This window comes from Flavobacterium aquicola, from assembly GCF_003385115.1.
GTDB classification, from domain to species: Bacteria; Bacteroidota; Bacteroidia; order Flavobacteriales; family Flavobacteriaceae; genus Flavobacterium; species Flavobacterium aquicola.
In genome coordinates, this window is record NZ_QUNI01000014.1 from 1 (window position 1) to 23346 (window position 23346).

17 protein-coding genes and 2 tRNA genes are annotated in these 23346 nt (G+C 34.8%); 5 read left to right on the forward strand and 14 right to left on the reverse strand.

The window, feature by feature from the left end:
- Window positions 1–663: 663 nt before the first annotated feature.
- Window positions 664–1914: a cation:dicarboxylate symporter family transporter gene (locus C8P67_RS18395; RefSeq protein WP_115814653.1), complete on the forward strand. Its 1251-nt coding sequence runs from the start codon at window positions 664–666 to the stop codon at window positions 1912–1914.
- A gap of 93 nt (window positions 1915–2007) precedes the next feature.
- Here C8P67_RS18395 and C8P67_RS18400 read toward each other — a convergent pair.
- From C8P67_RS18400 to C8P67_RS18435, 8 genes are all read right to left on the reverse strand, one after another.
- Window positions 2008–2081, reverse strand: a tRNA-Asp gene (locus C8P67_RS18400).
- Window positions 2082–2342: 261 nt separating this feature from the next.
- Window positions 2343–2416 (reverse strand) — tRNA-Asp (locus C8P67_RS18405).
- An 86-nt stretch (window positions 2417–2502) separates the two neighbouring features.
- Complete coding sequence (locus C8P67_RS18410; protein ID WP_115814654.1) at window positions 2503–3429, reverse strand: DUF58 domain-containing protein; 927 nt, start codon at window positions 3427–3429, stop codon at window positions 2503–2505.
- 343 nt (window positions 3430–3772) lie between these two features.
- On the reverse strand, window positions 3773–4564 hold the full coding sequence (locus C8P67_RS18415; RefSeq protein ID WP_115814655.1) for a hypothetical protein: 792 nt from the start codon (window positions 4562–4564) through the stop codon (window positions 3773–3775).
- 9 nt (window positions 4565–4573) lie between these two features.
- Window positions 4574–5134, reverse strand: a complete 561-nt coding sequence (locus tag C8P67_RS18420) for a hypothetical protein (protein WP_115814656.1) — start codon at window positions 5132–5134, stop codon at window positions 4574–4576.
- 12 nt (window positions 5135–5146) lie between these two features.
- Window positions 5147–5923, reverse strand: coding sequence for a hypothetical protein (locus tag C8P67_RS18425; protein ID WP_115814657.1), 777 nt, complete (start codon window positions 5921–5923; stop codon window positions 5147–5149).
- Window positions 5924–5941: 18 nt separating this feature from the next.
- Window positions 5942–6535 (reverse strand): hypothetical protein, encoded by a 594-nt coding sequence (locus tag C8P67_RS18430; protein WP_147298255.1) that lies wholly within the window; start codon window positions 6533–6535, stop codon window positions 5942–5944.
- A 35-nt stretch (window positions 6536–6570) separates the two neighbouring features.
- Window positions 6571–7311: an RHS repeat protein gene (locus C8P67_RS18435; RefSeq protein WP_147298256.1), complete on the reverse strand. Its 741-nt coding sequence runs from the start codon at window positions 7309–7311 to the stop codon at window positions 6571–6573.
- A gap of 152 nt (window positions 7312–7463) precedes the next feature.
- Here C8P67_RS18435 and C8P67_RS18440 point away from each other — a divergent pair, with 152 nt between their 5' ends.
- Window positions 7464–8168: a LytR/AlgR family response regulator transcription factor gene (locus C8P67_RS18440; RefSeq protein ID WP_115814660.1), complete on the forward strand. Its 705-nt coding sequence runs from the start codon at window positions 7464–7466 to the stop codon at window positions 8166–8168.
- Window positions 8165–10117, forward strand: a complete 1953-nt coding sequence (locus tag C8P67_RS18445; protein WP_115814661.1) for an ATP-binding protein — start codon at window positions 8165–8167, stop codon at window positions 10115–10117. The genes C8P67_RS18440 and C8P67_RS18445 overlap by 4 nt, the downstream gene beginning before the upstream one ends.
- A gap of 54 nt (window positions 10118–10171) precedes the next feature.
- Here C8P67_RS18445 and trxA read toward each other — a convergent pair whose 3' ends face one another.
- The 6 genes from trxA to dnaE form a co-directional block, all read right to left on the reverse strand.
- On the reverse strand, window positions 10172–10489 hold the full coding sequence (gene trxA, locus C8P67_RS18450) for a thioredoxin (RefSeq protein WP_007805142.1): 318 nt from the start codon (window positions 10487–10489) through the stop codon (window positions 10172–10174).
- Window positions 10490–10786: 297 nt separating this feature from the next.
- A complete protein-coding gene (locus tag C8P67_RS18460) occupies window positions 10787–11752 on the reverse strand; it encodes an outer membrane beta-barrel protein (protein WP_115814663.1) in 966 nt (321 codons plus the stop codon).
- Window positions 11753–12144: 392 nt separating this feature from the next.
- Window positions 12145–13077 carry a peptidylprolyl isomerase gene (locus C8P67_RS18465; RefSeq protein WP_115814664.1) on the reverse strand — a complete coding sequence of 311 codons (933 nt, stop codon included), beginning with the start codon at window positions 13075–13077 and terminating at the stop codon, window positions 12145–12147.
- A 59-nt stretch (window positions 13078–13136) separates the two neighbouring features.
- On the reverse strand, window positions 13137–14303 hold the full coding sequence (locus tag C8P67_RS18470; protein WP_115814665.1) for an MFS transporter: 1167 nt from the start codon (window positions 14301–14303) through the stop codon (window positions 13137–13139).
- A gap of 39 nt (window positions 14304–14342) precedes the next feature.
- Window positions 14343–14690: a cupin domain-containing protein gene (locus C8P67_RS18475; protein WP_115814666.1), complete on the reverse strand. Its 348-nt coding sequence runs from the start codon at window positions 14688–14690 to the stop codon at window positions 14343–14345.
- Between the two features lie 419 nt (window positions 14691–15109).
- Complete coding sequence (gene dnaE, locus C8P67_RS18480; protein ID WP_115814667.1) at window positions 15110–19633, reverse strand: DNA polymerase III subunit alpha; 4524 nt, start codon at window positions 19631–19633, stop codon at window positions 15110–15112.
- A gap of 269 nt (window positions 19634–19902) precedes the next feature.
- Between dnaE and C8P67_RS18485 the strand changes: the two genes are divergently transcribed.
- Both C8P67_RS18485 and leuC read left to right on the forward strand, forming a co-directional pair.
- Window positions 19903–21216: a PKD domain-containing protein gene (locus C8P67_RS18485; protein ID WP_147298257.1), complete on the forward strand. Its 1314-nt coding sequence runs from the start codon at window positions 19903–19905 to the stop codon at window positions 21214–21216.
- Between the two features lie 568 nt (window positions 21217–21784).
- Entirely contained in the window at window positions 21785–23179 is a 1395-nt protein-coding gene (leuC, locus tag C8P67_RS18490) for a 3-isopropylmalate dehydratase large subunit (RefSeq protein WP_115814669.1), read from the forward strand.
- Window positions 23180–23346 lie beyond the last annotated feature (167 nt).

Sequence of the window (23346 nt, forward strand, 5' to 3'; positions counted from 1 at the left end):
ATTTATACTTTTTATATAAATTATTTATACGTTTTATATAAATTAATTGTATTTTTTATATAAATAAATTATACATTTTATATAAATTAATTATACGTTTTATATAAATTAATTGTATTTTTTATATAAAACAATTATACTTTTTATATAAATAATTTATACTTTTTATATAAATCATTTATACGTTTCATATAAATTAATCATAGAAATACCGACTTTAGATGGAGAATTTAAATTCTAAGACTGATGGAATAATGCTGAAGTCCGATAGGGAGTACTATATTATTATATCAAAACCTCACCCCCAACCCCTCTCCAAAGGAGAGAGGAGCTATGATTTAGACGTGTATTTGATATTATATAAAAGGACAATTCTTGTTATGAATCGCAAATGCCCTAGCCCTGTGCTTCGCCAGTTCGCTTCGCTCGTGTGCAGTGGAAATCCTCCCTGGCCGGGATTCGGCCGGGGAGATTGTAACGGATAGCAGGTTTTGGCTCTTAAAAATATAATTGCAAAAAAAGATCTATCAAAATCAGAACAACAAACAAGCACCTGACACTTCACTACTATATCTACTCCTTAATATGTCTGCAGCAGAACGAACCGCCTATCGATTTTGTTTTTAATATTTTATTCTATTTTTGTTAACTAATACACCTTTCATGGATAATTCTACTTTGAATACTTCTTTAAAAAATAAAAACATACTACAGCGTATTTTTTTAAATTTTACTTTTTGGGTACTTGCAGCGATAATCGCTGGTGTTTTATTGGGTCATTTTTTTCCTGAAAAAGGAATCGAAATGGAAATTTTCGGGAAAATATTCGTTGATATAATTAAACTTTTTATTACCCCAATTATTTTTCTAACTATTGTTTTAGGAATTTCCGGGATAGGGGATTTAAAAAAAGTTGGACGCATTGGCTTAAAAGCCTTATTCTATTTTGAAGTAGTTTCTACATTGGCATTAGTCATAGGAGTTACAGTAGCCTACATCTTGCAGCCTGGCATAATAGACAAATCTGGATTAGTACTGCAGGACGCCAGTAAATACACAAAAGGTGCTGCTGAAAATTTTTCGTGGCTGCAATTCTTTTTATCCAATCTTACTTTGCAGGTTTTAGCTGTGGCAATTATTGCTGGAATTGCCCTTAATCACTATAAGCACCGCGAGCGGGCTATTATTATCTTGGAACGGTTGTCTAAAATAGTTTTTACGGGTTTAAAATACGTGATGTATCTCGCTCCGCTGGGTGCTTTTGGAGGCATGGCTTATACTATTGGGAAATTTGGATTAGCCACACTTATTCCTCTAGGAAAATTAATGCTTTCTGTTTATTTGACAATGTTTTTGTTTGTTTTTATAGTTCTTGGAGGGATTTTGCGCTACTATAAAATTAAAATATTGGATTTATTGAAATATATTAGAGAAGAAATATTACTGGTTCTTGGAACATCTTCTTCAGAATCAGCTCTGCCTTCTATTATGCTAAAACTAGAAAAATTGGGATGCAGTAAATCTGTAGTGGGATTGGTGATTCCAACGGGCTATTCTTTTAATTTGGACGGCACTTCAATTTATTTATCGATGTCTGTAATTTTTTTAGCCCAATTGTATAATGTCGATTTAAGTTTTTGGGAAATTATAGGAATCATCAGCATTCTAATAATCACATCAAAAGGAGCCGCAGGAGTGACAGGAAGCGGATTTATTGTTATGGCATCGACCTTGACAGCAATTCATAAAATCCCTGTGGAAGGGCTGGCTTTTTTATTAGGCATAGATAAATTTATGAGCGAAGCCAGGGCTATCACAAACCTCATAGGGAACAGTGTTTCGACAATTGTTATTGCTAAAAGCGAAAATGATTTTACAGAACCCAATTTAGAAAATACTGAAGAAGGATTTTAACTATTTCTAACGTTTAGAAATTTATCGGTTTATATAAGTAATGCATAAAAAAAAGAGGCCTTCTAAATCTAGAAAGCCTCTTGAACAATGTTGCGGTCTGGACGGGACTCGAACCCGCGACCCCATGCGTGACAGGCATGTATTCTAACCAACTGAACTACCAAACCCTGCTTTATTGCGAGTGCAAAGATACAATAGATTTTCGTTTACGCAACTATTTTATAACACAAGAACAAAAAAAAATGTAACTACTTAAAAATCAAAAAAGCCATCCGTAGATTCCGAAAAAATTCAGAAACATTGGAAAGCTTTTCATTGGTCTAACTACAAACCGATCTCGTTCTAAACGAGAAAACAACACAACTAGCTTTAGATACCGTATTTGGACAAAAAAGCCTTTCTGTTACGAAAGGCTTTCCCCAATATTGCGGTCTGGACGGGACTCGAACCCGCGACCCCATGCGTGACAGGCATGTATTCTAACCAACTGAACTACCAAACCTCTGCTTTATTGCGGTGGCAAAGATACAATAGATTTCCGTTTACGCAAGTCTTTTATTGGAGAATTTTAATTTTTTTTTAGTTCGATTATCCAAAGTTTTGTTTTTCAACTAAATATGCGGTCAAAATTTTATCAAAACTTTCGCCAACCCCCACCGGAATGTACTTTATTTTGTTTTGAGCACAGGTCAACGCCAGCTTTTTGAAGTAATCGCCCACCTGTTTTTCATATTCCTGCTTCACATTATCTGCAAAAATTACTACTTCGTCTCCTGTTTCAACATCGATAAACTTTCTCGGAGCATTGTCAAAATCAAATTTTCGCTCTGTTTCATTGTCAACAACATGAAATAAAACCACTTTGTGCTTATCGTGTTTGAGATGCTGTAGAGCATTAAAAAGTGCTTCCTCATTTTCGGACTGAAACATATCTGTAAACAATATAATCATCGAGCGACGGTGAATCTTCTCGGCAATTTGATGTAAATAGGTAATAGTGTCGGTGCTTTTTTTCTCTTTTGGACTTTCTAAAAGCCCTTCAAGAGTATTCAAGATCATTCTGTGATGACGATCGCTTCCTTTTTCGGGTGCATAATATTCATAACTGTCCGAAAACACACTCAAACCTACGGCATCACGCTGTTTCTTCAACAAATTCATTAAAACCGCCGACGCCAATACTGAAAAACCGATTTTGCTTTCGTAAAACTTCTGGTTCTCTTTCAATTTGGGATAATGCATCGACGAGGAATTGTCTATAATAATATGACACCTTAAATTAGTCTCTTCTTCAAAACACTTCGTGTACAAACGATCGGTTTTGGCAAATAATTTCCAATCAATATGCTTGGTGCTTTCTCCTGTATTATAAACCTTATGCTCGGCAAACTCGGCCGAAAACCCATGAAACGGACTTTTATGCATACCCGAAATAAAACCTTCCACCACTTGATTAGCCAGCAATTCCAAATGCTGAAAACTGGATATTTTTTCTATCTGTGATTCTATCTTCATCTTTCAAAAGTATTAAAAGATTGAATGATTAAAAAATTAAATGACTATCCATTATCAATACCAAACTATAAAATTAGCCACAGATCAAAAAGATTAGCACAGATTTTTTAAAATTTTACGAATCAAATCTGTCTGAATCTTTTTAATCTGTGGCAAAAAAACAGAATCGATATACTTTTCGAATGATTATTAAAAAATTAAAAAAGGCCTGACATAAGCCAAACCTTTCTAACTAACCCAAACTTATTTAAATAGAAAATCACATTTTTTGCTGAAATTTAAAACTTTGTACTTACTGATTATGGGCATTGAAGACTCGCACCGAAACTTTTTATATTCATTTTTATATTTTTTTCCACTCTAAAGTAATAGAACTTTTACCAACAGTTTGTTTTATCGGATAGCCATCTTGGTTATATTCATAAATAATATCGATTATTGTTGTATCACCAGACGAATTGGTCTGTGTCATTTTTATTATGTTATTTTTATTGAAGAAAGGAAACGCACGTTCTGCCGACAAAGAAGTTTCTGCATTAATTTTATCGTCATACACATATACAACCGAAGTATCCATCAATCCATTCGGATTATTTGCATCAATCTGACTGTATATAGTATATTTTGATACATTACCATCTGTATTAAATTCAAAAACTGCCCTTCTACCTGGTAATGAATTCCCGCTGTTTATTGTTTTTTGAATGACGGAATTACCGTTATATTCAAAAAAATCACTCTTTTCATAATTAAATACCGATGGGAAATCATACGAGTTTTCAAAAAACTTTCTCTCAATAAGCCTGTTCTGAGCATCATAAACATGAGTTGTCTTGGTTTTACTATAGGAAGGGAAAGGACCTCCTGACGAAGAATCAAATATTTCTTCAAGTCTGCCATTTGAATTATAAAAGAATGCTGTTTTATAATTTGTAGAAGCAGGATTCATCTGTTCCAGCACAATTAATTTATTATCAGCATCATAAGTGTAATTAGTATTCGAACTTCCAAAAATAGTTTTAGTTAACAAATAAGTGGGCTTAGCCGGTTCTGGTGTTGATTCATCATCTTTACTGCATGAAATGACGAAAAGAGATGATATAATTATGACGATAATTGTTTTTAGTGTTTTCATAATTTTCTTTTAGTTTTTATATAGTTTTAATTCTCCCGAAACTGTTCCTTCTCCTTGTAAATCGTCTGCATTATACATTTTGCTGGCTTCCAGTTTTATGTCATTCAGCCTGCATTTAATTTCATTGCCATTAACTGTAAAAACTAATTCTCCAGACGTTGGCTTTGCATCCCAAACATTCATTTTATTATTAGGCAATCCTTCGATAAAACTTACTCCGATCTCATTTTCTGGATTTTTATCTAAAGTGTAATCTTTAGGGAATATCAAATATTCTTTCCCGCTTTCTGGAAAATCCGGAGTATTAAAATTAATGGTAAAAACTTTCGCTGGATTGGTTTTATCTTTTACCGCAATAGTCATAGTTCCCATTGTTATTACGCCACCACAGACACCCTCTGCAATGATTTGTTTACCATTACAGGTTAGGACAATTTTCCCAGAGCCTTCTTTGGCAATAAGCTCGGTATTTTCTTTGATGTTTTCAACAGCTTCGTTTATAGTTGCTGTTTCTTCTTTTTTGCAGGAAGCCAGAAGTATTATTATAACTAAAAGCAATAAATTTTTCATCTTGATTAAATTTTAGATACGTTCATATTCATAGATTATTGACTTGTTGTCAAAAGAACTTGTTTTTTTGACGGGATAACCATCAGCATTATATTCATAAGTATAGGTGATTGTAGTACCCGAAGATTCATATTTTCCTGAATTATTTGCCGACGAATAAGGATAATTATATATCAATGGCAAAGATTCATAAGGGGATTTTTTTGTATCGTAATTAGAATATAGACTAGTATAGTTCAACACACCATTTGGATTATTGTTGGTAATATTGGTATAAACAGAATTTGTTGTGATGTTTCCGTTGACTACATCCAGCACACTTATACTAGTGTTGCCATCCATTCTCCAGTCTTTCAGCTTAATAACATTAGGGGTAGTATAATCAAACACTATGTCTGTAAAATCATTATAATTCTCTGATCCAACACGTTTTTGCACATACATTGAATATACTCTTCCTTCAGAATCGTATCCATACATGTATCTAAATGTAAATGAAGTTGATCCGGTATAGTCTTCCTGAGACTGGACAACTTTTCCATTTTCATAAGTATAATTTTTTACAGATTGGGTTACTCCAAAAGCATCGATTTTTCCTATTTCGATAATTTTTACAAGTTGATTCTGATCGTTATAAGCAAACGTTTTGGTTGTGTTTTCACTAATTTCTTTCACAATTCTGTTTGCTTTCATTTCATGGGGTGTTTCTGAATCAGAATCATTATTACTACAAGAGATAGTAAATACTGCCATAAGTAAAAGGACTATTTTATTTATTTGTGTTTTCATGAATTTAAGTCTATAAAATTATTGTCTGTAAAATGTCAATGTCCCAGTCAAAACACCATTATTGGCAAAATTTCCTGTATTACCATTTGTAAAAAAACCACTGTCGGTTTGGGGATATAGAGTAATGCCAGCAAGATCTGCGGTTATTTTATTTCCATCGACCACAAGTGTTAGGTTTCCTGAAGTATTTTTGGAACTCCATTCTATAAGAGTTGTACCAGATATTTCAGTAATATTCATTGTAATGTGAGCAGGGTCGGTATCAGAACTGTCTTCTACCAAAGTATAAGTGGTGGTTTTTTCGGGAAGCTGAGTGATATTAAAATAGGAAGAAAACGTTCGCAGATTATTGTCGGACTGATTGGCTCCAATATAATTTGCACCTGCTGCATTTGCCCAGCCGCATGGCCCTGCTATTTTAAATTCCTGCCCGCCGGCTGTCAGAATTATAGCTGCGGTTCCGGCACTCGGTGTCTGCCCAGAATTATTATTATCATTATCATCGCTATCACCTTTATCACATGAAATTGATAGAATGCTCAGCATAATAATCAAGAAATAAGACAAGATGTTTTTTACGTTAATTGAGAAATGTTTTTCTTTGTTTTTCATGACCATAGATATTTAGTAGATTATTAATTGAAGTTTTACAAACGTTTGTATTCATAGACTCGGGTAAAACTATCCGTTCTTTTTGTTGGATAACCATCGAGATTGTATTCATATTGGCTTGAGCCAATTCCTCCTCCATTGTATTGAGCAGTTTTAATGTTATTTGCAGAACTTGGAAAAAGGAATCCCTGCGGGAATGAAGAAGCAGCATTTTTTTTATCATCATAAGTATAATTTATAACCGCAGAAAAAGTTCCCTCTGGATTAGCATCGGTAGCATCATTGTAAGACTTTAATTCTATGATATTCCCATTCTCATCATAAGTATATGTTTGTCTCCATCCGACATCAGTAGTTGCAGATCGGTAATCTTCGGTAATAACATTGCCACTATAAGAATATTTGAAAGTGTCGAAACCACTTCTTCCAATTTTTTTTATGATTTTTTTATTGGCATCATAAAAGAATTCAGTAACTATGGCTCCATTATCGGCTTGCACTAATTTTTGCAGTGTGCCATCTGCATTGTAGACTAAATTTTGATTCAAATCAGGATTAAAATCATTTCCATTTCGTTTATAATTATCAAGACGATTATTACTGTCATAGCTATAAGTACTTGTAAGACCATCACTGTCTGTTATTTTCAATAGCAAATTTTGATGGGCTTCCGGCTGGGTTTCCGGCTGTATTTCGGATGTTTCATCTTTGCTGCAGGAAGAAAATACCATCAGGCAAATTATAATCACTTTATAAAATGTATTACTGTTTTTCATGATTTCTATGGTCTATTATTAGTTGTGTTACATAACTTCATTACAAAGGTGTACAACCGTTTACTCTAAAAAAATCACTAATAGATAAATGACTCTTTAAATAGACGAATGAAGATCAAATACTTATATTTGTAAAAATTCAACTTATATAAATGAAACCCTACAACTGTATTATCATTGATGATGACGAAATTGACAGACTGACTGTTCTTTCTTTTGTAAAAAAATTTCCCAGCCTGAACATTCTAGGTGTTTTTGAATCGGCGGAAGAAGCAATCCCTTTTATTGAAAAAGAAAAAACAGACATCCTGTTTCTTGACATTGATATGCCAAAATTGAGCGGAATTGATTTTCGAAAATCCGCACTTGAGGTTCCTGTCTGCATTTTCATAACAGCACATCCGGAACATGCCGTTGAAAGTTTTCAAATCGACACACTGGATTTTATCGTCAAACCATTAAAACTGGATCGCTTCACACAAACCATAAAACGAATTGAAGAATTTATGGAAATTAAACTCAAAGCTTCACTTTTTGAAGCCAGTATTGGCGGTGATACCATTTATATAAAAGAAGGCCACGAACAGACGAAGGTCAAACTTCATGAAATTTTATACCTCGAAGCATTAAAAGATTATACGCTTGTAATTACCGATAAAAAAAGACATTGCGTTTTATCAAGTATCGGAAATCTTTTGAAAGAAAACCATTTTCAATCTTTTATCCGGATTCACAGAAGTTTTGCGGTTCAAAAGCAATTCATTCAGAAAATAAATACTTCAGAAATTATTTTAAACAATAACATTGCAATTCCTGTTGGAAGAAGTTACAAAGAAAACCTAAACCTGTTTTCATGAAAAAATATATTCTTACTCTCCTTTTTATTGCCGGATCTTTATTTGCCCAAGTTCCAAAATCGATGGATTCTGTGGTCGTTTTTCTGCAAACAAAACCTCAGGATACCACGTATGTTCTGGCTCTCAATCAGTATGCTTTTTTATTGGTTCAGGAAGGAAAAATAGATGAGGCCAAAAAGATCATCGCCCAGATGGAAAAATTGTCGAAAAAATACAATTTCGGTAATGGTTTTTATAAGGTAGTGAATATGAAAGGTATCATTGAATACACCAATCAAAAGCCTCAAAAAGCGATGGATTACTTTTTGGAATGCAATAAAATAATTTTAAAATATAAGCTTCCAAAAAAGATTTATCAAAATTCATTAAACAATATTGGCGTTGTTTATGAGCAGATGGGAGATAGAGAAAAGGCTACCGAATATTCGATAAAACTGATTAATTATCAGGAGAAAAATAAATTAAAACCTTTAAAACCGAGTCCTTACAGCCAGCTTGGAAATAATCTTAAGTTTTATAAAAAATACGATGAAGCCTTAGTGTACTTTAATAAAGCGCTTAAGATTGAAACAGATTTAAAGAATTTCTCCGGAATGGCCATTTGTGAAAACAATATTGGTAATTTATATGATGATTTAAAGAAAAATAAAGAGGCAATCCTTCATTATGAGAAAGGTTTGGGTTATGCTGAAAAAGATAATTACAAACTTCTTCAAACCGATTTACTGACAAATGCCGGCAGATTATATCAAAAGGAAAAGGATTATGCCAAAGCAGAAAAATATTTAAAAAAGTCTGAAGGAATTTCCAGAGAATTGGAAGCTACTCAATCGCTGAAAACGGTTTGTGGAAACTTGGGCGATTTGTATTTTATTCAAAAGAAATACGATCTATCCGAGAAATATTATCAGGAAGCGTTGGCTCTTGCCAAAGAAATCGAGGATCCGGAGTATTTATATATTGCACATGAAAATCTGGCTGATTTGTACGATGCCAAGGGAGATTACAAGAAGGCTTTTTATCACAAAAAGAATGCCGATGTGTCCAAAGATTCAATTAATAAAATAGACATCGCAAAAAACACCGAAGACTTGCTTCGTAAATATGAAACGGGCAAAAAAGAACAGCAAATTGCGATTAAAAACATTCAGATAAACAATGCCAATAAGCAAAAATGGTTTTTATTACTTGGAATATTTTTAGTGAGTATCATTGGAATCCTGATATTTTATCAGAGTCGAAACCGTAAAAAATTGAATGACAAACTGCAGATTTTAAATGAAGAACTAGATAAAGCGAACAAAATAAAAACCCGTTTTTTCAGTATTTTAAATCATGATTTGCGAAGTCCGGTGGCTAATTTGATTCATTTTCTGCATCTGCAAAAAGACAGCCCCGAATTACTGGACGAAGAAACCAAGAAACGTATGCAGAACAAAACCATTTCAGGAGCCGAAAATCTGCTTTGTTCCATGGAAGATATTTTATTGTGGAGTAAAGGCCAGATGGAAAATTTTAAGCCTCAGCCCAAAAATATTTCCGTAAACCAATTATTTGAAGATACCAAAAAAGTCTTTTCAGGATATCAAAATATCCAGTTTGAATATCATAATCCGGATAATATTGAAATTTTTACAGATGAAAACTACCTGAAAACGATTGTTCGAAATCTAACCAGCAATGCGATAAACGTTTTTACAACTACGCAAAACCCAACGATTGTCTGGAAAGCCTGGCAGGAAAACGGAAAATCATATTTATCCATTACAGATAATGGTCCAGGTGCAAGTCAGGAGCAATTTAAGGCACTGTATGATGAAACCGAGGTGGTCGGAATTAAATCTGGTTTAGGACTGCATCTCATTCGTGATTTGGCCAAAGCTATTTTCTGCGAAATTACAGTCGATTCAAAAATCAATGAAAAGACTACGTTCACATTACAATTATAGCACAAAAAAAAGGCCTGACTTTCGCCAGACCTTTTTTGTTTACTTCAGTTTAGATTACAATAAAGCATCTAAACTATCTGCATACGTTTGTTTTGGAGCTACTCCAACTTGTTTTCCAACTACTTCTCCATTATGGAAAACTAATACTGTTGGAATATTTCTAACACCATATTTTGCAGCAAATTCCTGGTTTGCATCTACATCAACTTTCCCTACAACAACTTTCCCTTCGTACTCGCTGCTTAGTTCGTCAATGATTGGTCCAACCATTCTACAAGGCCCGCACCATGCTGCCCAAAAATCTACCATTACCGGTTTATCTGATTTCAAAACTACTTCATCAAAAGTAGCATCTGTTATTGCTAATGCCATACTATTTTTTATTAAATGTTTAAATGCTTATTCTTAAAACTAGAGTACAAATTTAGAAATTAAAAACCAACCAAACGTCATTCCCAAATTAGTTTTCGCTATAAATGTATTGCTAATTACTATTTTCAAAAAAGTTCAGGAGCTTATTCCTGCTGTCCGCTGTATCTTTCCTGCGGAACCCCCGCAGGAAAGGATGCCGCTTCCATCAGGGCTAGGGCATTTGTGCTCTCAACAAATTTATTCCAAAAAAAAGACCCTCTTTTCAGAAGGTCTTCAATATACTTCAGCCAAATTCGATTAAAGACTGTATTTCAATCCGAAAGTGAAACCTAAACCACTGATTCCAACATAAGAACTGATATCGTTCATTGCATCATTAGGTCTTGTTGTATCGGTAGAAATATTAGCAGTAGTTGTATTAGGGTTAAACAAATAGTGATTTGAACCGCTGTTTAGCTGCTCTACATAATCTACGTGACTTGCTGAATAAGACGCATCCGGACGAAATGATGTAGGAACATTCAATTTATCAACACCATTCTCTGTATATTCTTTTGTTTCTTTTGATTTTCCGTGTACAGTAAAATTACGGTATTCAATCTCAGCAAAAAGAGAAATGTTTTTACCTACTTTGTATGAAGTTCCCAGAGCAGCCATAAAACCCACAGTTGGATTTGGCAATACTACATCTTTTGCATAAGCATTTACAGCTCCGGCAGGTGTTGTGTAAGTTCTTTTTGTTTCAATAGTCAAATCTCCTACAACAGGAACAATAACCCCTACTTTAGTGTAAGGCTCAAATCCTTTAGTTTCACCAAGAAATAAAACAACGGCAGGAGCTAAATCAAAAGCAGTGATTTTGCCTTCAGCAGTACCAGTTGCAAAAATTGGACCTGGAGCAACCAATCTATTTACAGTCTCAACCATAGTTTTGCTTTTGCTGGTAAAATAATTAAATCCCATCTCAACACCTAAGCGTGGTGAAAAACGGTATCCTACATTTAAACCTGTACGAAACCCTTCTCCAAAAGAACCATGATTTGTCTCTCTGCTAATTAAAGTAGTCCCATTTGCAGCATATACATCTGTGTTTGGCAATGCACCCGAAACAATTGGAAATTCAGTAGCCGCAGTCTGCATAAAATATGAACCTCCCAATTTAAAATACCAAGTTTCTGGCTTGTTGTCTGCAGTGGTGGTTGTTTGTCCTGCCACAGTCATAGCAGAAACTAATAATCCTAATAAAAATAATTTTGTTTTCATCTTCGAAAATTTAAATTTCGACAAAATTATATTTTATACCTTTTCCTAAAACGACACCTCATCGAATAACATATAATACCCAATTTACCTTAAATACATTGTGTAACATCATGTTATCTTGTTAAAAAGGTAATAATTATTAACAAATATTACAAAAATTACTTAACAATAAATTGAATACAATTACAGTTTAATCTTTCAAATTATTAAAAAACACGTCTTTAATCGTAGATTTTTCTCAATTAACTGATAATTGCATAGTTATTTACAATTTCTTCAGATTTTATGTTTTCAGAACAAAATTTCATCGATTAATAATTATCTTTATTCCATAAAAAAATCCCAATATCAAAAAGATAATTGGGATTTAGTATTTCTAATAATATAGCTTATTACTTAACGTCCATTAATTCTACGTCAAAAATCAAGATAGCATTTGGAGGAATAACCCCGCCTGCTCCTGCTGGTCCGTATCCTAAATCAGATGGGATTACAAAGCGGGCTTTATCTCCCACTTGCAGCAAAGCTATACCTTCGTCCCATCCTTCAATAACATTTCCTCTTCCTAATGGAAATTCGATTGGTTTTTTTCTTGGATAAGAAGAATCAAAAACTTTTCCATCAGGTAATTGTCCTGTGTAATGTACTGAAACTGTTTTACCGTTTTCAGCTTTTTTACCAGAACCTCTTTGGATAAACTGGTAACGCAGACCGCTTTCCGTTTTTTCAAATCCAGCAGCTAATTCTTCCATTTTTGCTTCAGATTCTGCTTTTGCAGCGGCTTCTCTTTTCATGCGGGCTCCTTTTAAACCAATAAAAGCCTCAATTGCATTCCATTTTTCAGCTTCTTCACCTACTCTGACAATTTCTACTGAATCTAGCGAATCACCTTGCGCAACTGCATCAACTACATCTTGTCCTTCTACTACATGGCCAAAAACAGTATGCTTGTTGTCTAACCAAGAAGTTGGAACGTGAGTGATGTAAAATTGAGAACCATTAGAACCCGGACCAGAATTAGCCATTGCTAAAACTCCTGGTTTATCATGTTTCAAAGATGGGTGAAACTCATCATCAAATTTATAACCTGGATCTCCAGTACCAGTTCCTTTTGGACATCCTCCCTGAATCATAAAATCAGGAATCACTCTATGAAAATTCAATCCGTCATAGAATTTTTGTCCTTGAGGTTTTACTTTGTTTTCCATATTTCCTTCTGCAAGAGCAACAAAGTTACCTACAGTACCAGGAGTCAAATCGTGTGTTAATTTTACTAAAATCGATCCTTTTGCGGTGTTGAATTTAGCGTATATTCCGTTTTCCATTGTGTTTATTTTTTGTTGAGGCGCAAATTTACAAATTAATTCAATAGTAATCTGCCTTTCTATTTTTTAGAATTGGGTTTATAAGTAAGTCTGTAAACTAATAATGATAATAATGCCAAAACAGCACAGCCGATTGTGACGGCATGCCACCCTCCCAATTTCCACAATAATAACCCGTAAGCAGAGCCCGCAGCCGTTCCTAGAAAACTAAACGACATAAACACGGTATTTAATCTGTTTCTGGCTTCTGGCAAAAGTGAATACACACGGGTTTGATTTGAAATATGGACACCTTGAATTCCGATATCCATGACAATTATTCCGATGATTATTCCAATTACATTTTCTCCAGAAAAGTAGTAGACGATAAAACTGATTAAAAGCAATAGACAGCCGTAGCCTACGGCGATTCGAGAGTTCTCTTTATCTCCTAGCCTTCCTACTATTGGTGCTGCTAAAGCTCCTGAAGCACCAACGATTCCAAAAAGTCCAATAGTAGCACTATTAAAATGAAACGGTTTATCCGAAAGCAGCAAAACCATCGTTGTCCAAAAAGCACCAAACTGCGCAAAAGAAAACACATTAATTAAAGTCGCTTCCCGCAAAATAGGCTGTGTTTTTATCAGCGTAAAAAGCGATTGAATTAATTGTCCATATGAACCCTGAAATTGCGGTTTATTTACAGGAAATTTATTTTTAATAACAAAAAATATCACTAGACAAATTCCGGCAGCAATCCAAAACATCGATCTCCAACCAAAAAGCTGACCTATAAAGCCACTTAAAGTTCTGGAAAGTAAAATACCTATCAGCAGTCCGCTCATAATAGTTCCCACTACTTTCCCGCGTTGTTCCGGTGCGCTTAAAGAAGCTGCCAAAGGCAAAATAAGCTGTGGCACAATTGACGTGATTCCAATAAGCAGGGACGCAATCTGCAGAATAAAGAAACTTTTTGCTAAAGCTGCAATAATTAAAGCAACCACTGATGCAAAAGTAGTTATCATAATTTGCTTTTTACGTTCGATTTTATCGCCAAGAGGCACCATAAAAAACAACCCTATAGCATATCCAGCCTGAGTTAAATATGTAATCGTTCCAGCATTAGCTTCAGGAATTTTAAATTCGCTCGCAATTAAAATAATTAAAGGCTGACAGTAATACAGATTGGCAACTATAAGGCCAGTACAGGCCGCCATAAATAAGACATTTGTTTTAGATAAATTCATGTTGCAAAAATAGTATTCTAATTTCGACCCAATCTTTAATTATTTCATAAAATCCTCTCGAATCGGGCTAAAAACATCAATCAGTAAACCATCTTCCAGACAAAGCACACCGTGAATGGCGTGAGGCGGAATATAAAAGCAATCGCCTTCTTTCATCACTTTGGTTACGCCATTGATAGTCACTTCAAATACTCCCTTGGCAACATTCGTCACTTGCGAATGATAATGTTCATGCAGTGTTCCGATAGCTTCTTTTTCGAAAAGTACATTTACCATCATAATGGTATCGTCATAACCCATTATTTTTCGTTTTATGCCGTTGCCAACAACTTCCCACTCGAATTCATCATCTTTTATAAATTCCCTGCTTGCTCCAAAACTCTGCATATTACCTTTGATTTTATAGTTAGTTTTGATTTAAAATCATATTCTTAATCTTTTTATGCAAAAATAACTCATTGATTTCAATTCAAACAACAGCAAATTATTTAATTGAAATCAATGAGTTATCCCGTAATAGCTAAAAACTTTTAACTGCTAAAAACTACAAAGTTAATTGCTCATCAATAAGACGCGTTAAATCCTGCTCTGAAGAGCCAAATGCGATTACGTTTCCATTTTTATCAATTAAAATTTTAGTTGGAATTCCTTCTATTTTATATTTTGTAGTAACTGCATCATCAAAATCGAAAACTACGATAAAGGTATATTCCTCTCACCATTGTTTTTTGTGCATTACTATTTAAAAACATAGTGTTAGAATGAGAAAGCTTTCTTGAAATTCTTAAAATTTCAGTTACTAAAAATTAATTCAGCTTGAAATTAATCTGCATTTTCTCCAATTCGAATAACAGCTCATTCGAAATCTGAATTTTCAGTTTTCGGCTTGGCATAGCCACTTTGGTGACTACTTTTATTTCTTCTACTTCGGTGACTTGCTTCACTTCTGCTACTTCAACAGCTTCTTCATTTTCATCCACGAATGCTTCTTCGTCTGCTTCAAATTCGGGAGTTGTTTCGACAATCCGTTTTATTTTTTCGAGTTCCATAATTTCAAAAGAAACCATATTATCTCCTTTATACTCTTGAAAAAGACGATTTAGTTTATGAATAAATTCAGCTTCAATGTCTCTTATATTCAAAAGAAGAATGAGCTTTTTGGCAAAAGTGCTCAACACATCCTGTAGATATTGCACTAGAACAAACTGCATTCTAGGTTCTGTTTTTTTACCAGTTTCCTGATTTACCCAGCCTTCCTTGATTAAAACTTTCATGAAGGTGAAATTATTTTGAATAAAGAAATGCCTGAATTTCAAATAATCTTCTCCAAAAATTTTGAACTCGTAACTTTCATCATAACCTTCCAAAACGAAAGTTCCCCAGCCTTTTCCGTTCTTCGCGACACGGTGCTGGACATTGGTAATAATGCCGCCAAAAGTCAGGTTCTTACCTACATATTGTTCCATATTTTTCAAAGCTTCGAGCTTGGCATTGCAGAAATATTTCATTTCGAATTTGTAATCATCCAACGGATGTCCAGAAATATAAATCCCTACTACATCTTTTTCTTTGGCTAGCTTTTCCATCGTGCTCCAATCTTCGCACGGAGGCACGACAGGTTCGGCTATCTGTACATCACTGCTTTCTCCAAACAAACTCACTTGCGAGGAATTTTCGTTTTCCTGATATTTAGAACCATAACGAATGGCTTTTTCGTAAAAAGTAATTCCGTCACCATCATCGTGGAAATATTGTGCTCTGTGTGTGTCTGTAAAACAATCGAAACCTCCTGCCAAGGCTAGATTTTCAATCGCTTTTTTATTGGCAGCACGCAAATCAATACGTTTTGCCAAATCAAAAATCGACTTGTATTCTCCGTCTTTTCTGCTTTCGACAATTGTCGCAACCGCTCCAGAACCTACTCCTTTAATCGCTCCCATCCCGAAACGAACCGCATAATCATCATTTACTGTAAATTTATAATACGACTCGTTCACACAAGGTCCTAAAACCTGAAGCCCCATACGCTTACATTCTTCCATGAAAAACGACACTTGCTTGATATCGTTCATGTTATTCGAAAGTACCGCTGCCATATATTCAGCAGGATAATGCGCTTTTAGATAAGCTGTTTGGTACGCAATCCAAGCATAACAGGTAGAGTGCGATTTATTAAAGGCGTAACTCGCAAAGGCTTCCCAGTCTTTCCAGATTTTCTCCAGAACTTTGGCATCATGCCCTTTTGCCGAAGCCTGCTCGACAAATTTTGGTTTCATTTTATCTAGAACGTCCTTTTGTTTTTTACCCATCGCTTTACGCAAAACGTCGGCTTCACCTTTTGTAAATCCTGCCAGCGACTGGGACAAAAGCATTACCTGCTCTTGGTAAACGGTAATTCCATAGGTTTCTCCTAAATATTCTTCACAGGCATCAAGATCGTATTTGATTTCTTCCTCGCCATTTTTTCTGCGAACAAAAGAAGGAATATATTCCAAAGGTCCTGGACGATACAAAGCATTCATCGCAATTAAATCTCCGAAAACAGTGGGTTTCAATTCCTTCATGTATTTCTGCATTCCGGGTGACTCGTATTGGAAAATTCCAACAGTTTCACCTCTTTGGAACAGCTCATACGTTTTTATATCATCAATTGGAAAAGTATCTGGGTCGAGGTCAATGTTACTGCGGTATTTGACTAACTTAACAGTGTCCTTTATCAAAGTAAGGGTCTTCAGACCCAAGAAATCCATTTTTAGCAGTCCTGCACTTTCGGCAACCGAGTTATCAAACTGCGTTACATATAAATCGGAATCTTTGGCGGTGGTAACAGGTACATAATTGGTGATATCCGAAGGCGTGATAATCACCCCGCAGGCATGAATACCTGTATTTCGCATCGAACCTTCCAGAATTTTTGCCTGTTGAATAGTTTCTCCAGCCAAATCATCTTCATTGGCAATGGAAATTAATTCTTTTACAAGTTCAAATTCATCAGCTCCTTTTAGTGCTTTTTTAACCTCATCTTCTGATTCCGAAAGGAAACGCGCCAGATTCCATTTACCTGGCATCATAGCAGGAATCAACTTGGCTATTCTATCCGCTTCAAACAACGGCAGATCCAGTACACGTGCTGTATCACGAATAGCCGATTTCGTTGCCATTTTACCATAAGTGATAATCTGCGCCACCTGGTTGGCTCCGTATTTATTGATTACATAATCCATTACACGACCACGACCCTCGTCATCAAAATCGATATCAATATCGGGCATGGACACACGATCCGGATTCAAGAAACGCTCAAAAAGCAGATCGTACATAATGGGGTCAATATTGGTAATGCCCAAACAATACGCCACTGCTGAACCCGCAGCCGATCCACGTCCAGGCCCTACCGAAACATCCATTTTTCGGGCTTCGGCGATGAAATCCTGAACAATCAAAAAGTAACCTGGATATCCAGAATTTGAAATCGTCAACAACTCAAAATCCAGACGTTCCTGAATCGATTCTGTAATTTCTCCGTATCTTTTTCTGGCACCTACCATCGTCAATTCCCTCAAATAGGCATTTTCACCGCGAACACCATTGTCCTTTTCATCTTCGGGATCAATAAATTCTTCGGGAATATCATATTTTGGAAGCAATACATCACGATAGAGCGAGTAAATTTCGACCTTATCTACAATTTCCTGAATGTTTATAATCGCTTCAGGCAAATCGGCAAAGAGTTTTTTCATCTCCTCTTCCGACTTGTAATAGTACTCCTGATTTGGCAGTCCGTAACGGTACCCTCGACCACGGCCAATTGGTGTGGCTTGTTTTTCGCCGTCTTTTACACACAATAAAATATCGTGTGCATTGGCATCTTCTTTATTTAAATAGAAAGTATTATTGGTCGCAATTAGTTTGACATTGTGCTTTTGCGAAAATTCAATTAAAGTTTTATTGACACGGTTTTCGTCTTCCTGATTGTGACGCATTACTTCGAGATAAAAATCATCTCCGAATTGCTCTTTCCACCAAATCAAAGCTTCTTCGGCTTGATTTTCACCGATGTTCAGAATTTTACTCGGAATCTCTCCGTATAAATTTCCGGACAAAACCATGATGTCTTCTTTGTATTTTTCGACTATTATTTTATCGATTCTGGGAACATAATAAAAACCATTCACGTAGGCTATCGAAGCCATTTTGGCTAAATTATGATATCCATTTTTATTTTTTGCCAATAAAACTACTTGGTAACCATTGTCCTTTTTGGATTTATCCAAATGATTATCACAAATATTGAATTCACAGCCTACAATCGGTTTGATTTCGGTTTCGGTTGGTTCTTCACCAGCATCAACCAAAGATTTATTTTTAGCAGAAGCTCCTTTGTTGTGGTTCATCACTGCACTCACAAAATGGAAAGCACCCATCATATTTCCGGTGTCGGTCATCGAAACGGCAGGAAAACCATTTTTGGCGGTAGCCGAAACTAAATTTCCAATTCCGATAGTCGATTGCAAAACCGAAAATTGTGTATGATTGTGTAAATGCGCAAACTTTGCTTCTTTTAATCCCTGCTTGTCCGAATCGGAAACTACGGTTTGTTTATCATCCGAAACTAATGCTTTCAGTTGCTCTCTAACAGCATCCGAAGCCTTTTTTAGATTGATGTGTTTTAACCCAATTAATGGAATTTCCCTCGGGTTTTTATTTTGAAAGGCTTCGAAATAATCCTTTGGAACATCTAACTCTTCCTTGGTAAAAACTTCACGACGGATTAACTCCAAGAAACAACGCGTGGTTGCTTCAACGTCGGCAGTTGCGTTGTGCGCTTCCGCAAAAGGAACGCTGAATAAATATTCGTGTAATTCTGTTAATGTTGGCAGTTTGAATTTTCCTCCACGACCTCCAGGTAATTTCAATAACGAAGCTGTAACTTCGGTACAGGTGTCCAAAACCGGCATCGAACTCATAGGGGAATCCACTCCCATTCGGTGCAATTCGGCTCCCATAATATTCACGTCGAAACCTAAATTCTGACCTACGATAAATTTGGATTTGCTCAGCGCAATATTGAATTTCTCTAAAACTTCGGCCAAAGAAATTCCTTCAGCTTGCGCCAATTCTGTAGAAATACCGTGAATACGTTCTGCATCATACGGAATATTAAAACCCTCAGGTTTTACCAAATAATCTTGATGTTCGATAAGCGTTCCCATCTCGTCATGCAACTGCCATGCGATTTGAATACAGCGAGGCCAGTTATCAGAATCGGTAATGGGCGCATCCCAACGCTTAGGTAATCCAGTAGTTTCGGTATCGAATATTAAGTACATATTTGCAAATGAAGTGATTGTAATTTTCTAAAATTACAAAAAATGAATTTCAAAATTAGGCTTTTTTTACACTACGATATAAAGAAATTACAAACAACTTGTTTATAAAAATTATTGTAGTATTTTTTGTGTAAAAAAACATATATTTGTTTTTTATCGAACAAGTTATTCTTATCTCTTTAATATTATGAAAAAATACTCATCATTAGCATTATTGTTTTTTAGCTCTTTTGATTGCCTGCACAAATGACTCTGAAGAAGAACAAAAAATGGTTGCTAATTTTACATTAAACACGACTCAATATAATGTTGGTGAAGACATTAAAATCACTAACACCTCAACATCTAATTCAGAAATAGTTTCATATTTATATGATTTTGGGAACGGAACATCCTCCACTGAAAAAGAACCTACCTTTTATTATTCTAACCCAGGAGAATACATCATCAAATTAACTATAAAAAACAGTGATGGGGTTACCGAAAGCATCTCAACCAAAGTAACTGTTACTATGGACGACTCTTTTTTTCAAGATACGCTAAGATCGGTTGACGAAGAAACAATACCACTTGAGATTGGTCTTAAAGATGATGAAATATTTATCACAGTCTCTCAGAGTGTTACTACTAACCCTGCTGAGACTAAATATTATTTTATGCATATTACATATGCCGAAAAGAACCCTACCCTTTCGTATTATCAATATTTCGAAAAAGAATACTATTCAGGGCACGCAAGCACAACATTTTTAAATAATGGAAAAAAAATTATAAATATAGCTCAAACCTCAGACGTTAATTTATGGGGTTATAACGAAGTAAATGTTGATGAAAACGGTTATACTTTTACTGAACAGATGTACGGTTCGAAAGTAGTTTATGGCTCGATGCCAAACAACGATCAATACTATTTTTATGGAGCAGCAAATAACATTCCTTCAATTGAAATCAGGAATGCTTCAGGTGAGTTCAATAGTATAAATCAATATTCTGCTATCGAAAATGGATTTATTGGGGATTTAATTAAAAATGGTAATGGCTATATTGCATTTGGAGGGAAATTTGACATTTCTTCTGACTTAAATGCTTCTGATTTTTCTAACTATAAACCTATGATTGCTTTTTTTGATGAAAATCTTGTATTAACTAACCAAAAAACATTCGAAGTTTCTTTATCCGAAAAGCCAAAAAAATGGAATGATATAAATGGTTCTTTTACAATACGAAAATTAAGTAATGGCAATTTTGCATTATATAGTCATGATAATTTAATAGTAGTCTCGCCTTCAGGAGAAATGATAAAAACAGTTAAAATTTCCAATCACAATATAAATATTAATGCACTGATAGCCGTTGAAGACGGATTTATCATTTCTACTTTTAAACAGCTTGAAAAATACGATAACAGTGGCAACTTACAAAAAGCTATTGCATCTAAAGGTTTTATGACGCCTGGATTTGTCAAGAAAGGGAATTTAATTTATTTTGCTTCAGCATATAATTCCACATATAAAGAATACACGACTGTTAGAACTTTTTTTGGCGCCGTTGATTCTAATTTAAATTATAAAAAGCAAAATTAACTGCCTCCTTCTAATTTTTAAGGGTAAGATTTTTTTCAAAAAAGATTCTTACCCTTTTTTAATTTAGAATAATTACTTCTTTTTTACACTTAAATTTTCAGCACATATCAAAATATCCAGTTTTTGGATGTCGTAGTATTTTTTGAAAAAAAATTGCACTTGGAGAACATCATTTTCTTTAAAAAAAACAAAATTATATTTCAAAAAAGAAACGAAATTCTAAATCTGAACCTGCCTTTTTGTTACTATTTTATTTTAAAATGTTACATTTTTTAAACCAAAAACTGTTATTTTATAGCACAATAGCGATAAATTTGCCAATTATTAAAAACAACAGCAAACGGAGTAAAAGCAGTTCTGGTTTAAAAAAAGTTTTGACATTTGGAAACAGTGCTCTTTCTAAAACAAAGACGTAACAGTTTACTATCCAAAAGACAGAATTGTTTGGGTATCGTATAAAACGAAATATCACAATTGACGACAATATAACTTTTTTTTACTTTTGAACTTCTATTATAATTACACCAAGTTTCTGTGGTTATACCAATTACAATTAAAAAAAAACAAAATGAGTAAGACATTATTTGACAAAGTATGGGATTCACATGTAGTGCGTAAAATTGAAGATGGACCAGATGTGTTTTTTATTGACCGCCATTTCATTCACGAAGTTACGAGCCCAGTTGCTTTTTTAGGATTAAAATCTAGAAACGTAAAGGTTTTATACCCAGAACGTACTTTTGCCACTGCCGATCACAACACACCAACTATAAACCAGCATTTACCGGTTGCTGATGCTTTATCTGCAAATCAGTTACAGGCTTTAGAAGATAACTCAGCTGAATACGGAATTTCTCACTGGGGATTAGGTCACCAAAAAAATGGAATTGTACACGTAGTAGGCCCTGAAAACGGAATTACTTTGCCAGGTGCTACTATTGTTTGTGGAGATTCACATACTTCTACTCACGGTGCTTTTGGAGCGATTGCTTTTGGTATTGGAACTTCTGAGGTTGAAATGGTACTTTCTACTCAATGTATTATGCAGCCTAAGCCAAAGAAAATGCGTATCAACGTAAATGGTAAATTAAGTAAAGGTGTTGGGCCAAAAGACGTTGCTCTTTATATTATTGCTCAATTAACTACTTCTGGAGGTACAGGATATTTTGCTGAATATGCAGGAAATGTATTCGAAGAAATGACTATGGAAGGTCGTATGACTGTATGTAACCTAAGTATTGAAATGGGTGCTCGTGGAGGTATGATTGCTCCTGACCAGACTACTTTTGATTTCCTTGAAGGAAGATTATACGCTCCAAAAGGTGAAGCTTGGACTAAAGCAGTTGAATACTGGAAAACTTTAAAAACCGATGCTGATGCTGTTTTTGATGCTGAATTAAACATCAAAGCGGAAGATATCGAACCAATGATTACTTATGGTACAAACCCTGGAATGGGAATAGGTATCACTAAACATATTCCGAACGCTAACCAAGTTGAAGGTGGTGAGGAAACGTATAAAAAATCGTTAGCTTATATGGGCTTTCAAGAAGATGATGTGATGATTGGAAAAACAATCGATTATGTTTTCTTGGGAAGCTGTACAAACGGACGTATTGAAGATTTTAGAGCTTTCGCAGAAATTGTAAAAGGCCGTAAAAAAGCGGATAACGTTACAGCTTGGTTAGTTCCGGGTTCACACGTAGTTGAAGCTCAGATTAAAGAAGAAGGTATTTTGGATATTTTAACTGATGCAGGTTTTGTACTTCGTCAGCCAGGATGTTCTGCTTGTTTGGCAATGAACGATGATAAAGTTCCTGCTGGAAAATATGCAGTGAGTACTTCAAACAGAAACTTTGAAGGTCGTCAAGGTCCAGGTTCAAGAACTTTATTAGCTTCTCCAATTATGGCAGCAGCAGCAGCAGTTACTGGAAAATTGACAGATCCGAGGGAGCTTTTTTAAAAGATTTTTAATTGAGGATTAACGATTTTTGATTTCAGATTGATTTCGTTACTCTAAAAAATCATTTAAAAACTTAATATTTTAAAATTTTACAAAATTAGTAACATCTACGATTTTTAACTCTCTACCAAGAAAATCTAAAATCTAAAATCGTTACTCAAAAATCT

Bases quoted from the DNA above. Each gene is read 5' to 3' on its own strand.
- C8P67_RS18395 (WP_115814653.1), top strand. From the start codon at position 664: ATGGATAATTCTACTTTGAATACTTCTTTAAAAAATAAAAACATACTA.
- C8P67_RS18410 (WP_115814654.1), bottom strand. From the start codon at position 3,429: ATGAAGATAGAATCACAGATAGAAAAAATATCCAGTTTTCAGCATTTG.
- C8P67_RS18415 (WP_115814655.1), bottom strand. From the start codon at position 4,564: ATGAAAACACTAAAAACAATTATCGTCATAATTATATCATCTCTTTTC.
- C8P67_RS18420 (WP_115814656.1), bottom strand. From the start codon at position 5,134: ATGAAAAATTTATTGCTTTTAGTTATAATAATACTTCTGGCTTCCTGC.
- C8P67_RS18425 (WP_115814657.1), bottom strand. From the start codon at position 5,923: ATGAAAACACAAATAAATAAAATAGTCCTTTTACTTATGGCAGTATTT.
- C8P67_RS18430 (WP_147298255.1), bottom strand. From the start codon at position 6,535: ATGAAAAACAAAGAAAAACATTTCTCAATTAACGTAAAAAACATCTTG.
- C8P67_RS18435 (WP_147298256.1), bottom strand. From the start codon at position 7,311: ATGAAAAACAGTAATACATTTTATAAAGTGATTATAATTTGCCTGATG.
- C8P67_RS18440 (WP_115814660.1), top strand. From the start codon at position 7,464: ATGAAACCCTACAACTGTATTATCATTGATGATGACGAAATTGACAGA.
- C8P67_RS18445 (WP_115814661.1), top strand. From the start codon at position 8,165: ATGAAAAAATATATTCTTACTCTCCTTTTTATTGCCGGATCTTTATTT.
- trxA (WP_007805142.1), bottom strand. From the start codon at position 10,489: ATGGCATTAGCAATAACAGATGCTACTTTTGATGAAGTAGTTTTGAAA.
- C8P67_RS18460 (WP_115814663.1), bottom strand. From the start codon at position 11,752: ATGAAAACAAAATTATTTTTATTAGGATTATTAGTTTCTGCTATGACT.
- C8P67_RS18465 (WP_115814664.1), bottom strand. From the start codon at position 13,077: ATGGAAAACGGAATATACGCTAAATTCAACACCGCAAAAGGATCGATT.
- C8P67_RS18470 (WP_115814665.1), bottom strand. From the start codon at position 14,303: ATGAATTTATCTAAAACAAATGTCTTATTTATGGCGGCCTGTACTGGC.
- C8P67_RS18475 (WP_115814666.1), bottom strand. From the start codon at position 14,690: ATGCAGAGTTTTGGAGCAAGCAGGGAATTTATAAAAGATGATGAATTC.
- dnaE (WP_115814667.1), bottom strand. From the start codon at position 19,633: ATGTACTTAATATTCGATACCGAAACTACTGGATTACCTAAGCGTTGG.
- C8P67_RS18485 (WP_147298257.1), top strand. From the start codon at position 19,903: ATGGTTGCTAATTTTACATTAAACACGACTCAATATAATGTTGGTGAA.
- leuC (WP_115814669.1), top strand. From the start codon at position 21,785: ATGAGTAAGACATTATTTGACAAAGTATGGGATTCACATGTAGTGCGT.